Source organism: Martinezella sp. CNPSo 3795, assembly GCF_057784475.1.
Window position 1 is genome coordinate 251,349 of record NZ_JBXSOQ010000003.1, and the last position, 14,568, is coordinate 265,916.

14 protein-coding genes are annotated in these 14,568 nt (G+C 59.3%); 6 read left to right on the plus strand and 8 right to left on the minus strand.

Annotated elements, in window-relative coordinates:
* Positions 1-71 precede the first annotated feature (71 nt).
* The 6 genes from araD to chvE form a co-directional block, all read right to left on the minus strand.
* Positions 72-1,817, minus strand: coding sequence for an L-arabinonate dehydratase (gene araD / locus AC13QY_RS10860; protein WP_112340591.1), 1,746 nt, complete (start codon positions 1,815-1,817; stop codon positions 72-74).
* Between the two features lie 62 nt (positions 1,818-1,879).
* Positions 1,880-3,313, minus strand: coding sequence for an aldehyde dehydrogenase family protein (locus AC13QY_RS10865; RefSeq protein ID WP_113395410.1), 1,434 nt, complete (start codon positions 3,311-3,313; stop codon positions 1,880-1,882).
* Between the two features lie 66 nt (positions 3,314-3,379).
* Entirely contained in the window at positions 3,380-4,378 is a 999-nt protein-coding gene (gene araD1 / locus AC13QY_RS10870) for an AraD1 family protein (RefSeq protein WP_488493439.1), read from the minus strand.
* 118 nt (positions 4,379-4,496) lie between these two features.
* Positions 4,497-5,705: a multiple monosaccharide ABC transporter permease gene (mmsB, locus tag AC13QY_RS10875; RefSeq protein WP_113332149.1), complete on the minus strand. Its 1,209-nt coding sequence runs from the start codon at positions 5,703-5,705 to the stop codon at positions 4,497-4,499.
* Positions 5,702-7,240: a multiple monosaccharide ABC transporter ATP-binding protein gene (gene mmsA, locus AC13QY_RS10880; protein WP_113332148.1), complete on the minus strand. Its 1,539-nt coding sequence runs from the start codon at positions 7,238-7,240 to the stop codon at positions 5,702-5,704. Before mmsA ends, mmsB begins: the two co-directional genes overlap by 4 nt.
* 105 nt (positions 7,241-7,345) lie before the next feature.
* Positions 7,346-8,410, minus strand: coding sequence for a multiple monosaccharide ABC transporter substrate-binding protein (gene chvE, locus AC13QY_RS10885; RefSeq protein WP_069612777.1), 1,065 nt, complete (start codon positions 8,408-8,410; stop codon positions 7,346-7,348).
* 274 nt (positions 8,411-8,684) lie between these two features.
* Here chvE and AC13QY_RS10890 point away from each other — a divergent pair, with 274 nt between their 5' ends.
* Positions 8,685-9,692, plus strand: a complete 1,008-nt coding sequence (locus AC13QY_RS10890) for a LysR family transcriptional regulator (protein WP_113332147.1) — start codon at positions 8,685-8,687, stop codon at positions 9,690-9,692.
* A gap of 61 nt (positions 9,693-9,753) precedes the next feature.
* The gene (locus tag AC13QY_RS10895) at positions 9,754-10,227 is read left to right on the plus strand and encodes a hypothetical protein (RefSeq protein WP_113351777.1); all 474 of its coding nucleotides are present in this window, start codon (positions 9,754-9,756) and stop codon (positions 10,225-10,227) included.
* Here AC13QY_RS10895 and AC13QY_RS10900 read toward each other — a convergent pair whose 3' ends face one another.
* Complete coding sequence (locus AC13QY_RS10900) at positions 10,228-10,488, minus strand: hypothetical protein (protein ID WP_113332145.1); 261 nt, start codon at positions 10,486-10,488, stop codon at positions 10,228-10,230.
* A gap of 231 nt (positions 10,489-10,719) precedes the next feature.
* On the opposite strand from AC13QY_RS10900, the gene iolG reads away from it, so the two are divergent.
* The 4 genes from iolG (at position 10,720) to AC13QY_RS10920 (ending at position 13,202) form a co-directional block, all read left to right on the plus strand.
* Complete coding sequence (iolG, locus tag AC13QY_RS10905; RefSeq protein WP_113352025.1) at positions 10,720-11,712, plus strand: inositol 2-dehydrogenase; 993 nt, start codon at positions 10,720-10,722, stop codon at positions 11,710-11,712.
* 151 nt (positions 11,713-11,863) lie between these two features.
* On the plus strand, positions 11,864-12,178 hold the full coding sequence (locus AC13QY_RS10910; protein ID WP_113332144.1) for an ArsR/SmtB family transcription factor: 315 nt from the start codon (positions 11,864-11,866) through the stop codon (positions 12,176-12,178).
* Entirely contained in the window at positions 12,175-12,534 is a 360-nt protein-coding gene (locus AC13QY_RS10915; RefSeq protein ID WP_113351776.1) for an SRPBCC family protein, read from the plus strand. Before AC13QY_RS10910 ends, AC13QY_RS10915 begins: the two co-directional genes overlap by 4 nt.
* A gap of 44 nt (positions 12,535-12,578) precedes the next feature.
* The gene (locus tag AC13QY_RS10920) at positions 12,579-13,202 is read left to right on the plus strand and encodes an ATP-dependent Clp protease proteolytic subunit (protein WP_113351775.1); all 624 of its coding nucleotides are present in this window, start codon (positions 12,579-12,581) and stop codon (positions 13,200-13,202) included.
* Between the two features lie 57 nt (positions 13,203-13,259).
* Here the strand turns inward: AC13QY_RS10920 and AC13QY_RS10925 are convergent, their stop codons facing one another.
* The gene (locus AC13QY_RS10925) at positions 13,260-14,501 is read right to left on the minus strand and encodes an ROK family transcriptional regulator (protein ID WP_113351774.1); all 1,242 of its coding nucleotides are present in this window, start codon (positions 14,499-14,501) and stop codon (positions 13,260-13,262) included.
* Positions 14,502-14,568 lie beyond the last annotated feature (67 nt).

The following is a 14,568-nucleotide window of genomic DNA, read 5'->3' on the forward strand; positions in this document are numbered from 1 at the left end:
CGAAGTTCCAGTAACGAAAAAGGGGCCGAACCCTCGTCCCGCCCCTTTTTCCAATTCCAGAAGATAAGCCTTTAATGGCTATCGCGATTGTTCGGGATTTCCGAGCCGCGCGGGCCAACGAGGAAGTCGAGGTCGGCGCCGGTGTCTGCCTGCATGACCGACTTGACATAGAGACCGCCGTAACCGCCGGTGAGCGGCTTGACCGGAGAAACCCATGCAGCGCGGCGCTTGGCCAGTTCCTCATCCGACACTTCGAGCTGGATGGTGCGGGCGGGAACATCGACGGCGATGATGTCGCCGTTCTGCACCAGCGCCAGCGGGCCGCCGTCGGCTGCTTCCGGCGCGGTGTGCAGGATGACGGTGCCGTAGGCCGTACCGGACATGCGCGCATCGGAAATGCGGATCATGTCGGTGATGCCCTTCTTTAGCACTTTCGGCGGCAGGCCCATGTTACCGACTTCGGCCATGCCCGGATAACCCTTCGGGCCGCAATACTTCAGCACCATGATGCAGTTCTCGTCGATGTCGAGATCGTCACGGTTGATACGGGCGTGATAGTCCTCGATGCTTTCGAAGACGACAGCGCGGCCCTTGTGCTGCATCAGATGGGGCGAAGCGGCGGACGGCTTCAGGACAGCACCCTTCGGCGCGAGATTGCCGCGCAGAACGGCGATACCGCCCGACTGCGTCAGCGCCTTTTCCTTCGGGACGATGACGTCGTCATTGTAGTTGACGACATCCTTGACGCCTGCCCAGATCGTATCGCCCGTGACCGTGATGGCATCCTTGTGAAGCAGGCCCATCTCGCCAACCGCCTTGATGACGACGGGCAGACCGCCGGCATAGTAGAACTCTTCCATCAGGTGCTTGCCCGACGGCTGCAGGTTGACGATCGTCGGGACCTCGCGGCCGAGACGATCCCAATCGTCCAGCGACAGGTCGACGCCGACGCGACCGGCAAGCGCCAAAAGGTGCAGAACGGCATTGGTCGAACCGCCGACAGCGCCATTGACGCGGATGGCGTTTTCAAATGCTTCCTTGGTCAGGATGTCAGAAGGCTTCAGGTCTTCCTTGACCATGTCGACGATGCGGCGGCCTGACAGCTGCGAGATGACGCGGCGACGAGCATCGACCGCAGGGATGGCGGCATTGCCGGGCAGCGTCATGCCGAGCGCTTCGGCCATCGACGCCATGGTCGAGGCCGTACCCATGGTCATGCAGCTGCCGGCCGAGCGGGCCATGCCCTGCTCCGCATCCATGAATTCATCCAGCGACATCTCGCCGGATTTCACCATTTCCGAGAATTGCCAGATCGCGGTGCCGGAGCCGACATCCTTGCCGCGCCACTTGCCGTTCAGCATCGGGCCACCGGAAACGAGGATCACTGGGATGTCGACGGAGGCAGCGCCCATCAAGAGGCTCGGCGTGGTCTTGTCGCAGCCGCCGAGCAGCACGACGCCATCGACCGGATTGCCGCGAATAGCCTCTTCGACGTCCATGGCAGCGAGGTTGCGGAACATCATCGCCGTCGGGCGCAGCGTGCTTTCGCCAACGGAGAAGACCGGGAATTCGACGGGGAAGCCGCCCGCTTCGTAGACGCCACGCTTCACGCGCTCTGCGAGATCGCGCAGATGCGCGTTGCAAGGCGTCAGCTCCGACCAGGTGTTACAGATGCCGATGATCGGACGACCGTCGAATGTATCGGCCGGCAGGCCCTGGTTCTTCATCCAGGAGCGATGCATGATCGCATTCTTGCCGGTGCCGCCAAACCAGTCGTAAGAGCGCAGCTTGCGCGGCCATTCAGCTTTCTTTTTCATGTCTCAGTACCCTTTGCGTCGCCCAGGCCGCCTCGTTCGCGCCTGGGCTTTAAAATCGATGATCAGGCGAGCGTGTAAGCCGTCTTGACGGTGGTGAAGAATTCGGCGGCATATTTGCCCTGCTCGCGCGGACCGAAGGACGAGCCCTTGCGGCCGCCGAACGGTACGTGGAAATCGACGCCCGCCGTCGGCAGGTTGACCATCACCATGCCCGCTTCCGCATTGCGCTTGAAATGCGTCGCATGCTTGAGGCTGGTCGTGGCAATGCCGGAAGAAAGGCCAAACGGCGTATCGTTGGCCGTGGCCAGCGCCTCCTCGTAATCCTTCACCCGGATGACGGAAGCGACCGGCCCGAAGATCTCTTCGCGGCTGATGCGCATCTGGTTCGTCGCTTCCGTGAAGAGCGTCGGCTGCAGATAGAAGCCGGGCGTGTCGCGGCTGACGAGCTCGCCGCCGAAGGCAAGCTTGGCGCCTTCCTGTTTACCGATCTCAATATAGTCCGTATCCGTCTTCAGCTGCTTGGCATCGACGACCGGGCCGATATGCGTGCCAGACTTCATGGCGTTGTCGACGTTGAGTGTCTTCAGCTTCTCCGTCAGCGCCGCCACGAACCTGTCGTGAATGCCTTCGGTGACGATGAGACGCGACGAAGCCGTGCAGCGCTGGCCGGTCGAGAAGAAGGCAGAATTGGCGGCCGCCTCGACGGCAACCGTCAGATCGGCATCGTCAAGCACCACCATCGGGTTCTTGCCGCCCATCTCAAGCTGATACTTGCGGCCATGCTCGACCGAAGACAGCGCCACGCGCTTGCCGGTGCCGACCGAGCCGGTGAAGGTGATGCCCGAGAGAAGCGGGCTGTCGAGCATCGCCTGACCGACGACCGAACCCTTGCCCATAACGAGGTTCAGCACACCCTTCGGCAGACCGGCGCGGTTCAGGATATCAACGATCGCCCATGAGCAGCCGGGCACCAGATCGGCCGGCTTGAAGACGATGGTGTTGCCGTAGCAGAGCGCCGGCGCGATCTTCCAGGCGGGAATAGCGATCGGGAAGTTCCAGGGCGTGATGACGCCGATGACGCCGAGCGGCTCGCGCGTGATCTCGACGCCGATGTTCGGACGCACGGAAGGAAGCACCTCGCCTGCCAGGCGCAGCGCCTCGCCGGCAAAGAATTCGAAGATCTGGGCGGCGCGGATCGTTTCGCCGATCGCCTCGGGCAACGTCTTGCCTTCTTCGCGGGCAAGCAGCGCGCCGAGTTCGTCCTTGCGCGCCAGGATCTCCTCGCCGGCCTTCTTCAGGATCGTGTGGCGCTCCAGAATGCCGGAGCGCGACCAGGCCGGAAAAGCGGCCTTAGCAGCAGCGATCGCATCCGTGACATCCTGCGCGCTTGCGCTCGCATAGAGGCCGACGACCTCGTTCGTATCCGACGGGTTGATGTTCTCGGTACCGTTCGTCCCCGTCCACTCCCCGGCGATCAAGTTCTGATGAATGGTCATGGCGTCATGCCTTCCTGGATCGTATTGAAGATGCCCGGCCGATCCCTTGCGGCCGGGCTCGATACATTACAGCTGGCGAACAGCCACTTCTTCTTCTGCGTTGACCGCCAGCGGATTGCGCAGCGGCAGGCCGAATTCACCAACTTCGATTTCGAAGACATCGCCGACTTCCGGTTTGATGCCTTCCGCAAACGAAAGCGTCGCAGTGCCGAACATATGCACATGCACATCGCCTGGAACGCGGAAGATGCCGTATTTGAAGTGGTGATATTCAAGGTTCGCGAAGGTATGCGACATGTTCGCTTCGCCGGAGAGGAAAGGCTTCTCGAAGATCACCTTGTCGCCGCGCTTGATGCGGGACGTGCCGCGAATATCTTCCGGCGCCACTCCGATGCGGATTTCCGGGCCGAAACTGGCCGGACGCAGCTTGGAATGGGCGAGATAGAGATAGTTGATCCGCTCGGTGACGTGATCGGAAAATTCGTTCGACAGCGCAAATCCGATACGGAACGGCGTGCCATCCTTAGCAATGACATAGATGCCGGCCATTTCCGGCTCTTCGCCGCCATCGAGCGCGAAGGATGGAGATACAAGTGCCGCACCCGGGGCCGCAGCGCCATAGCCATTGCCCTTGTAGAACCACTCGGGCTGAACGCCCTTCTCGCCCGCCTTCGGCTTGCCACCCTCGATGCCCATCTTGAACATCTTCATGGAGTCGGTCAGCGTCTCCTCAGCGGCTTCCGTCGTCTTCTTGTGCATGGAATCACGCGTCGCGGCAGAGCCGAGATGCGTCAGACCGGTGCCGGTCAGGTGCAGGTGCGCAGCGTCCGGATGCGTGATCGGCGGCAGGAAACGGCCCTCTGCATAGGCTTTTTCGAGATCGATCGCCTCGCCGAGACCATGTGCCTCGATCACCGATGCCAGCGACTTGCCGCTATCGGCGGCCTCCATCGCAAGCTTGTAGACGCTACCGCCATTGACGACGACCTTGGCAGCTTCGCCGGATCCGTTGCGGACCGCAACGACGATCTCGCCGTTCGAACCCTTGATCTGCGAGATGAGCATGTCTTTCATCCTTTCCTAACAGACAGAGATTGGATGCAGTCTCCCATTCCGGCTCTCAGCGAGAGCCGGACTCTGTCATGGATTTGGTTTTTAAAGTCTCGGCTGGCCGCTTAAGCGATCAGCCCTTGTTCTTGTTGTAGACGTCGATGAACACGGCAGCGAGCAGGACCGCACCCTTGATCATCTTCTGGGAGTCCGTCTGGTATCCGAGGATCGACATGCCCTGGTTCAGTACGCCCATGATCAAAGCACCGATAACGGCACCCGTCACCTTGCCGACGCCGCCGGAGGCCGAAGCACCGCCGATGAAGCAGGCCGCGATGACGTCAAGTTCGAGGCCGTCGCCGCCCTTTGCGGTTGCCGAATTCAGGCGTGTCGCGATGATGATGCCGGCGATGCTCGCCAGGATGCCCATGTTGATGAAGGTGTAGAAGGTTAGGCGGCGGGTATCGATACCCGAGAGCTTCGTCGCCTTTTCATTGCCGCCCATCGCATAGATGCGGCGACCGATCGTCGTGCGCTGCGTGGCAAAGCTGTAGAGCGCGATCAAAAGCAGCATGAGAACCAGAACGTTCGGCAGGCCTCTGTAGGAAGAGATCTGATAGCCGATGAAGATGGTCGCAGCGGCAACCACCAGATTCTGGGCAAGGAAGAAGCTGAACGGCTCGACATCGATACCGTGCTTCTCGTTAACGGTACGGCGCCGCCATGACAGCAGGAACATGACGATCGGGATGGCGACGGTCAGTAAGATCGACGTCGAGTGGATACCGCCCATATCGGCGAAATCCGGAATGAAGCCCGTCGCAACGATCTGGAATGCCGGCGGGAACGGACCGATGCTGCTGCCGTTACCGGTTGTGTTGATGATCGTGTAGGTCAGGCCACGGAAAACCAGCATGCCTGACAGCGTCACGATGAATGATGGAATGCGGTGGTAGGCAATGAAATACCCATGCCAGGCGCCGACCGCGGCCCCCATCAGCAGACAAATGACCGTCGCGAGCGCAAGATTCATATGCATCTGCACGACCAGAACGCCCGCAACCGCCCCGACGAAGCCGACGACGGAACCGACCGAAAGGTCGATATGGCCGGCCACGATAACCAACAGCATGCCGAGCGCCATGATGACGATGAACGAATTCTGCAGAACGATGTTGGTCAGGTTCTGCGGCCTGAAGAGAACGCCGTTCGTCAAGTACTGAAACAGCAGCATGATGACGACGAGCGCGATCAACATGCCGTATTCGCGGATGTTGTTGCGGATATGGTCGCCGATTGAAACGACGTGGCTGCTTTCCGTGGCTGGGTTGGCCGAACTCATTGATGCTTCTCCCCTGAGCGCATAATAGCGCGCATGATACTCTCCTGGCTTGCCTCTGCCTTCGGCAGTTCGGCAACAATTCGACCCTCGTTCATGACGTAGATGCGGTCGCAGGTACCGAGAAGCTCGGGCATTTCCGATGAAATCATCAGAACACCCTTTCCGTCGGCGGCAAGCTGGTTGATGATGGAATAGATTTCGTATTTGGCGCCGACGTCGATGCCGCGTGTGGGCTCATCGAGGATCAGGACGTCCGGGTCCGAGAACAGCCATTTCGACAGCACCACTTTCTGCTGGTTGCCGCCGGAGAGGTTGCCCGCTTCCTGGAAGACGCCGGCCGAACGGATACGCAGCTTGGAGCGATAGTTCGTCGCCACCTGCAGCTCGCGCACGTCGTCAATGACGGTCGCCTTGGAAACGCCAAGCAGATTGGCAAGCGTCGTGTTGTGCAGGATGCTGTTGGTCAGAACCAAGCCGAGCTGCTTGCGGTCTTCGGTCACATAGGCAAGACCGGCATCGATCGCCTTGCGCACCGTGCTGGTGTCGACCAGCTTGCCGTCCAGGAAGACTTCGCCGCTGATCTTGTGGCCATAGGACTTGCCGAAGACGCTCATGGCGAATTCGGTACGGCCCGCGCCCATCAGGCCGGCAATGCCGACCACTTCGCCCTTGCGCACATTGATGTTGATATTGTGCAGGACCTGGCGATCGCGATGCTGCTGGTGGAAGGCATTCCAGTTCTTCACTTCGAAGATCGTTTCGCCGATCGGCACCGAACGCGGCGGATAGCGGTCGGCAAGTTCGCGCCCGACCATGTTGCGAATGATGATGTCTTCGCTGATCTCTTCTTCGTGACAGTCCAGCGCCTTCACCGTCATGCCGTCGCGCAACACAGTGATCTGGTCGGCCACCTTGCGCACTTCGTTGAGCTTGTGCGTGATGATGATCGAGGTGATGCCTTGCTTGCGGAACTCCATGAGGAGATTGAGGAGCGCATCGGAATCGTTTTCGTTCAGCGATGCCGTCGGCTCGTCGAGAATGAGCAGCTTGACGCTCTTCGACAGGGCCTTGGCGATCTCGACGAGCTGCTGCTTGCCGACGCCGATGTCGGTCACGAGCGTGTTCGGAGATTCCTTGAGGCCCACTTTGGAAAGAAGCTGTTTGGTCCGGCTGAAAGTCTCCTGCCAATTGATCATGCCATTGGCGACGACCTCATTGCCCAGGAAAATGTTCTCGGCGATCGACAGAAGCGGAACGAGCGCCAGCTCCTGATGGATGATGATGATGCCGATGTCTTCGGAATCCCTGATCGTCTTGAATTGGCGGACCCCGCCATCGTAGTAGATGTCGCCTTCATAGGTGCCGGCCGGATAAACGCCTGAAAGCACCTTCATCAGGGTGGATTTGCCGGCTCCGTTTTCGCCAACTAAGGCATGGATCTCGCCCTGACGGACTTTCAGATTGACATTTTCCAAGGCGTTCACACCGGGGAACGACTTGGTGATGTTCCGCATTTCGAGAATGGTATTGTCCATTGTCCAAATCCAACGCCGCGACTGAACATAGCAGACCGCGCGATCGTCTTAAATATGAAAGCCAGGGCCCGCCTTTCAGCGAGCCCTGACCGGTCTATTGAAAAATTACTTCAGCTGGTCAGCCTTGTAGTAGCCGCCCTCAACGAGGACCTTCTCGTAGTTGGTCTTGTCGACTGCGACCGGGGTCAGCAGGTAGGACGGAACAACCTTGACACCATTGTCGTAGGTCTTCGTGTCGTTGACTTCAGGCGTCTTGCCTTCCATCAGGGCGTTGACCATGTTGACGGTAACCTTGGCGAGGTCACGGGTGTCCTTGAAGATCGTCGAATGCTGTTCGCCGGCAATGATCGACTTGACCGACGGAATTTCGGAGTCCTGACCGGTGACGATCGGAAGCTTCACGCCGCCGGAACCGTAGCCGACGCCCTTGAGCGCGGAGAGGATACCGATCGACAGACCGTCATACGGAGACAGGACGGCATCGACATGAGCGTCGGTGTAGTAAGCCGACAGCAGGTTGTCCATACGGGCCTGGGCCGTTGCCGGGTCCCAACGCAGCGTACCGACCTTGTCCATGCCCATCTGGCCGGACTTTACGACCAGCTTGCCGCTGTCGATGTACGGCTTCAGGACCGACATAGCGCCGTCATAGAAGAAGAAGGCGTTGTTGTCGTCCGGAGAACCGCCAAACAGCTCGATGTTGAACGGGCCCTTGCCATCCTTGAGGCCGAGAGCGTCGACGATCGAGTTTGCCTGCAGGACGCCGACCTTGAAGTTGTCGAAGGTCGCATAATAGTCGACATTCGGGCTGTTGCGGATCAGACGGTCATAGGCGATGACCTTGATGCCGGCATCGTGAGCCTTCTGCAGAACGTCGGACAGCGTGGTGCCGTCGATCGAAGCGATGACGAGGACCTTGTCGCCCTTGGTGACCATGTTCTCGATCTGCGAGAGCTGGTTCGGAATGTCGTCGTCGCCATACTGCAGGTCGGTGCCGTAACCGGCAGCCTGGAGCTGCTTGACGATGTTGTTGCCGTCATCGATCCAGCGAGCCGAAGCCTTGGTCGGCATGGCGATGCCTACCGTGCCCTTGTCCGCCGCGAAGGCAGGTACCACCAGCGTAGCGACGCCGAACGCAGCGCCGGCCATCAATGAGATAATGGATTTCATTACTCTCTCCCTTGTTGATAAATGCGGCGGACAAAAAATGCCCGCCCGAAACTGCGGCAGGTTCCGTAGAAGGAATGATTTACTTCTAATTGTGAGAAACGAAGTAGGTCTCCTCCACGCTCTCACGGTTTATGAGCTGTACCCAGCGCACAATCGGCAAACTCGTACGATTTCGTATAACTGTCAAATAGAATAACTGGCTAAACATATACCAAGTTTGGTATAATGTTAAAAAATAGTACTTTTTTGCCGATGAAGGGGAAAATTGGCCGTTATGGAGAAAATATATAACGATTATGTGAGCGATGGCATTGAGATTCATTCCGACAATTTTCGCGACGATGCGTTGTTGAAAGCCGGTTTGAAGCTCAATCACCTGCGCATGATCGTCACGATCGAGGATCACGGGCAAATTTCTGCGGCCGCTGAGTCCATGAATATGTCACAACCTGCAGCTTCACGCATGCTCTCAGAAATGGAGTCGATTGTCAAAAGCCCGCTTTACGAGCGTGTCGCCAGAGGCGTCGTGTTGACCCCTTTCGGCCTCGCTCTCGCTAAGCGGGCGCGCAAGATCCTGCTGGAGCTGCGCGAGGCAGGCCGGGAGCTTGGTGCCTTACGGACCGGCAAGGGCGGCTCGGTCTTTCTGGGGGCTGTGACCGCGCCGGCGATCAGCCTTGTCGTCCCGGCGATCCAGCGCGTGACACGCACCTATCCCGGCATAGAGATCAATATCGAGGTCGAGAACAGTAATGTGCTCGCGCGCGAGCTGCTCGCCGCCCGCCACGACTTCATTATCAGCCGCATCCCGGATGATCTCGATCCGCGTCTGTTCACCGCCCATGAGATCGGCGTCGAGAAAGCCTGCCTGGTGGTCCGCAATGGGCATCCGCTGCTTGAGAAGGGCGTTGCCGGCCTGCATGATCTGGCCGGTTACGATTGGGTATTCCAGCCTCCGGGCACGTTGCTTCGCCGCAAGGTGGAGGACATCTTCCTTGCCGCAGGCGTGCCCTTGCCGGAAAACGTCGTCAACACTTCGTCTCTGCTTCTGACGCTTGCGGTCGTCTGCAAGACGGATGCGATTGCGCCGATCGCGCTCGACATGGCGCAATTCATCTGCGGGCAGACATCTCAGGCCGGCGAATCCTCTATCCTGCCGATCGATTTCGATATCGACGTCAGGCCCTATAGCCTTATCACCGCGCGCGAACGCGCCATGCCACCGAGCGCACGTCTGCTGCATGACATGATCCTGGAAGAGAGCCGGCATCTCTCGCTGACATAAGTGCAAGCCATAAGCTCCGCGCCAACTTCCACTCCTATGAAGCTTGGCGTGGAGATCACACATGCTGTTCAAGCAATCATTGTTTCAATCCGTGCTCGACCGTCTCGACAGCGAAGAGGACGGCTCAGAAAAGGAAGAGGCCGCGCATCGCGTCCGCGGCCTGAACGTCAGCTTTGCAGCAACGGTTCTGGGCGGCGAGACCCCCGGGGCGCAACGGCCCGATGAAGCCTATCGCGACAATCTTGGCGATCCCGTCATCCTGCCTGAATTGGAACCAAAGCCCGAACCCGCGCCGCAAGAACCGGAGCCGCCGGTCATGCCCGAGCATCTCAGCCGAACGTCACGGGAAGAGGTTGCAGCCGAACTCGCAATCACCTCCGACCTCACACGCGAAACTCTGCAGGAAAAGCGCCGTAACTTCGCCAAGGCCAATCATCCAGACAGCGTCGCCACCCTCTTCCGCGAACAGGCGACGACCCGCATGACACTCGCCAATCAGCTGATCGACGAAGCCATACGCCGCCTCAGGCGGTGATTATTTCTTGTCGTCTGCCGGTTCGTCATCCTCGGCGGGCTCGTCTTGCGTGGGCGCAGCACTGGTCGCTTCGGGTGGTTGTGGTTTGAAATTCAGAAGCAACATCCAGGCCGAATAGGCGCCGAGCGCACCCGACAGCATCGCCCAAAACGGCTGCGAGCCGAGCGTTTCGACGGCTGCCCAGCCAAAGCAGACGGCCACGATGAGGATGCGCACCCAAAGCGGCTTGTAGAGCGGATGGCTGGGATCGATCAGTTGCATGGGTCTCTTTTGCCTATTCAAGAAGACATGTCTTTAGCGCATCATCGGGAAAATTGTGAAGCCGTCCGGATAAAATAAGACTCCTTGAGCGGATTTCGGCTAAGCCGGCATCGAACGGTGATTTTGAGAATTGTGAAGTTCAAGCGGCTTGACGCCGCCATCGGAAAATGGAATGAAAATTCCATAGAGATTTATATTCGGTCCATTTATTCCGAATTCAGGGAGGTAGAAATGACTGTCAGATTTGGTCTGCTCGGCGCAGGACGCATTGGCAAAGTGCATGCGAAGGCCGTCAGCGGCGATGCCAATGCCAAGCTCGTCGCTGTTGCGGATGCGTTTCCCGCGGCTGCGGATGCCATATCCGCCGCCTATGGCTGCGAAGTCCGCACCATCGAGGCGATCGAGGCCGCCAAGGATATCGATGCCGTCGTCATCTGCACGCCGACCGATACCCACGCCGACCTGATCGAGCGCTTTTCACGTGCCGGCAAGGCCGTCTTCTGCGAAAAGCCGATCGATCTCGACGTCGCACGCGTCAAGGCTTGCATCAAGGTTGTCGAGGAAACCAAGGGCAAGCTGATGGTCGGCTTCAACCGCCGCTTCGACCCGCATTTCATGGCTGTGAAGAAAGCGATCGACGAAGGCCGCATCGGCACCGTGGAGATGGTGACGATCACCTCGCGCGATCCGGGCGCCCCGCCTGTCGATTACATCAAGCGCTCCGGCGGCATTTTCCGCGACATGACCATCCACGATTTCGACATGGCCCGCTTCCTGCTCGGCGAAGAACCGGTTGCCGTCACTGCAACTGCCGCCGTTCTGGTTGACAAGGCAATCGGCGAAGCCGGCGATTACGACAGCGTTTCCGTCATTCTTCAGACGGCGTCGGGCAAGCAGGCTGTTATCTCCAACTCGCGCCGGGCCACCTACGGCTACGACCAGCGGATCGAGATCCATGGCTCGAAGGGCTTGGTTTCCGCTGAAAACCAGCGCCCCTTCTCCATCGAAGTCGCCAACGGCGATGGCTACACCCGCCCGCCGCTGCATGATTTCTTCATGACACGCTACACCGAAGCCTATGCCAACGAGATCGCGAGCTTCATTGCCGCTGTCGAAAAGGGCGCGGCCATCACACCATCGGGCGCCGATGGTCTTGCCGCACTGAAGCTGGCGGATGCCGCCCTGCAGTCCGTCAAGGAAGGCCGTCTGGTAAAGATCGACTAAGCCGTCTCCATTCCTCAAGGAATGTGATCCTCCCAAAAGTCCGCTGCGAATCGCTTCGCGGCGGACTTTTTCTTTGGCGCGATCTGGAACTCTCGAAGAGGTTCGATGGAAATCTCTTGCGAATCACATAAGTCTATGCTTATCTGTTGCCATGATAGAGAATGAGATATTCCGGGCTTTGGCCGATCCGACCCGCCGCGCCATCTTCGAGAAGCTGGCGACGGGCGGCATGAATGCCAGTGCCCTGCGCGAAGGTATCGACATCAGCCAGCCGGCAATGTCGCAGCACTTAGCGGTTCTGCGGAGTGCCGGGCTGGTCAGGGAAGAACGACAGGGGCGTTTCGTGAATTACGAGGTCGATCCGGAGGGACTTGCCCTCATCGCCCAGTGGCTGGCGAAATACCGCGCATACTGGCCCACCCGCATCGAAGCTCTCAAGCTGTTGCTGAAGGATATGGATCAATGAACAATCTCAAGATCCCTGAGCGAAAGAACGGCATCGCGCTGGAATACCAGCTCAGCGAACCGCCGCAAAAAGTCTGGCGTGCAATCAGCACCCCTGAGCTTCGCCAAAACTGGCTGCCGCAGGAGGCCTTGGCCAGTCCCGAGTCGATATCAGTCACGCCGGGCAAAGAAGTCAGCTATAGGCTGCGGGACGACACACCGCCCTTCCTCGAAAGCATCGTGACTTTCAAGATATCTTCGAACGCAAACGGCGGCACCTGCCTGCGGATCATCCACGAGCTCGATGACGTTCGGCTTCGTGAGACTGAAAAGGCTGCGGCAAACAATAACAGCCTGACCGTCATGCGCGCCGCCTGACGTTCTGAATAGATCAACAATTTCAATAACATTGGAGTTCGCCGATGCGCGAAGCGATGCAACTCGTTCCTATGGTCGTCGAGCAGTCCAGCAGAGGGGAGCGGTCTTTCGACATCTATTCCCGCCTGCTGCGCGAGAGAATTATCTTCCTGAATGGTGAGGTAAACGACGATGTCTCGGCCCTCGTCTGCGCGCAACTGCTGTTTCTCGAGGCCGAAAATCCCAAGAGACCGATCCATCTCTATATCAATTCGCCCGGCGGTGTCGTGACCAGCGGTCTGGCAATGTACGACACCATGCGTTACATCCGCGCGCCGGTGCATACGCTATGCATGGGAACCGCTCGTTCGATGGGCTCCTTCCTCTTGATGTCGGGCCAGCCGGGTGAGCGCTCCGCGCTTCCAAATGCCAGCATCCATATTCACCAGCCATTGGGCGGTTTCCAGGGACAGGCATCGGACATCTTTATCCACGCGGAAGAAATGAGGCGAACGAAGCATCGCATGACGCGGCTTTACGCCGAGCATTGCGGCCGCTCCTACGAAGAATTCGAACGCGCCATGGACCGCGACCACTTCATGACAGCGGAAGAGGCTCTGGAATGGGGGCTGATCGACCGTATTCTTCAGGTCCGCGAAGATGAACAGCCTTTGGGCCTGACAGATTGATCGGGATGACGACCCTGCGGCCAAGCGCATTGCCAAGCCTTGCGCCGCCCTCACCTCTCAACCCGCCTGATCGCGCAGCTCGACGACCGAGGCTCCCCTCTTCACGATATCATTGTCGATGATCGAAAATGCGCGGTTCAGATGCCCTTCGAAGACGAGCGTCGGCTCGTCGGCGATAACACGCAGCTCCGGCATGCCCTCCATGCGCACGACGTGCGATTCCGCCAAGCCCTCAGTTATGCCCTCGATCAGCAAATCATAGTAGCGTACGCCAGGCCCGGTGATGACAATCGGCATCCGCTCGTGCAGGCTCAGGACGCGCGAAAGGCCGTTGCCGAGCGCCAGGCCGGCCTGGCGAAAGGCCAGCACATTGCGGCGCCCGCCGTGACGCGCGCTCGCGGCGATCTTGTCGAGCTCGGCGATCGGCACGAACTTCGCCGGGATCGTGTCGAGCGGCACGTCAAAGGCCGTCCGCAGCATGGCGTAGAAACCGGCATAGGCCTCGATGCATCCACGCGCGCCACAGCGGCAAAGAGCGCCGCCCGGCACATGCATCATATGCCCGAAATTCGGCGCCGATATATGATGGTCGCCTTCATGTTCCCGGCGCACGATGCCGAGCCCGATACTATGGCCAAGCGATAGCGCCGCCAGCGAGCGGAAATCGCCGCGCGTGCTGATTTCCTCCTGCCGCCCAAGGGCCGCAGCCACAAGCAGGGTTTCGTTGCCGAGAATGATTTGCGCCGACCATTCGTCGCGAAGCACGGCGGCGAAATCGATTTCTTCGCGCCCGAAGATCGGCGACCAGCGCAGCACCGGCGCCGAAGTATCGACAAGCCCCTTGCTGCTGATCGAGATCATCAGCACCTTGTCGCGCGGCAATTGCGAGCGGGTGACAATCCGGTTCAGGGCATCACGCAATCCGGCCACGAAGCGCTCGACACCCGTAGCGTTCTGCTGCCTGTCCTCGGTAAAGCGGTCGATCAGTCGACCGGTATAATCGACGAGCGAATATTGCACGGCATCCGACGAGATGACGACGACGATCAGATAGCCGCAGTCACGCTGCTGCGAAAACAAAACGCGCGGACGCCCGCGGCCGCTGGCCGCCTGCTGCTCGGCCTTTTCAATGATCTGCGCCCGCTCGAGATCGGCCGTGATGACCGATACGGTCGCAGAAGAGAGCCTGGTGAAATCAGAGAGCTCGGTATGGGCGAGCGGGCCGTGCCGGCGCAGCGCCGACAAGACCAAGGCGCTGTTCTTTTGACGGACCAATTCGGTGCTCGATTTGGCCAGCATCGGCAAACTCCCTGCTCATTCAACCCTCCTCCTCCGCAGCCCCTGATAGCTTTTTCGGACGACCGAT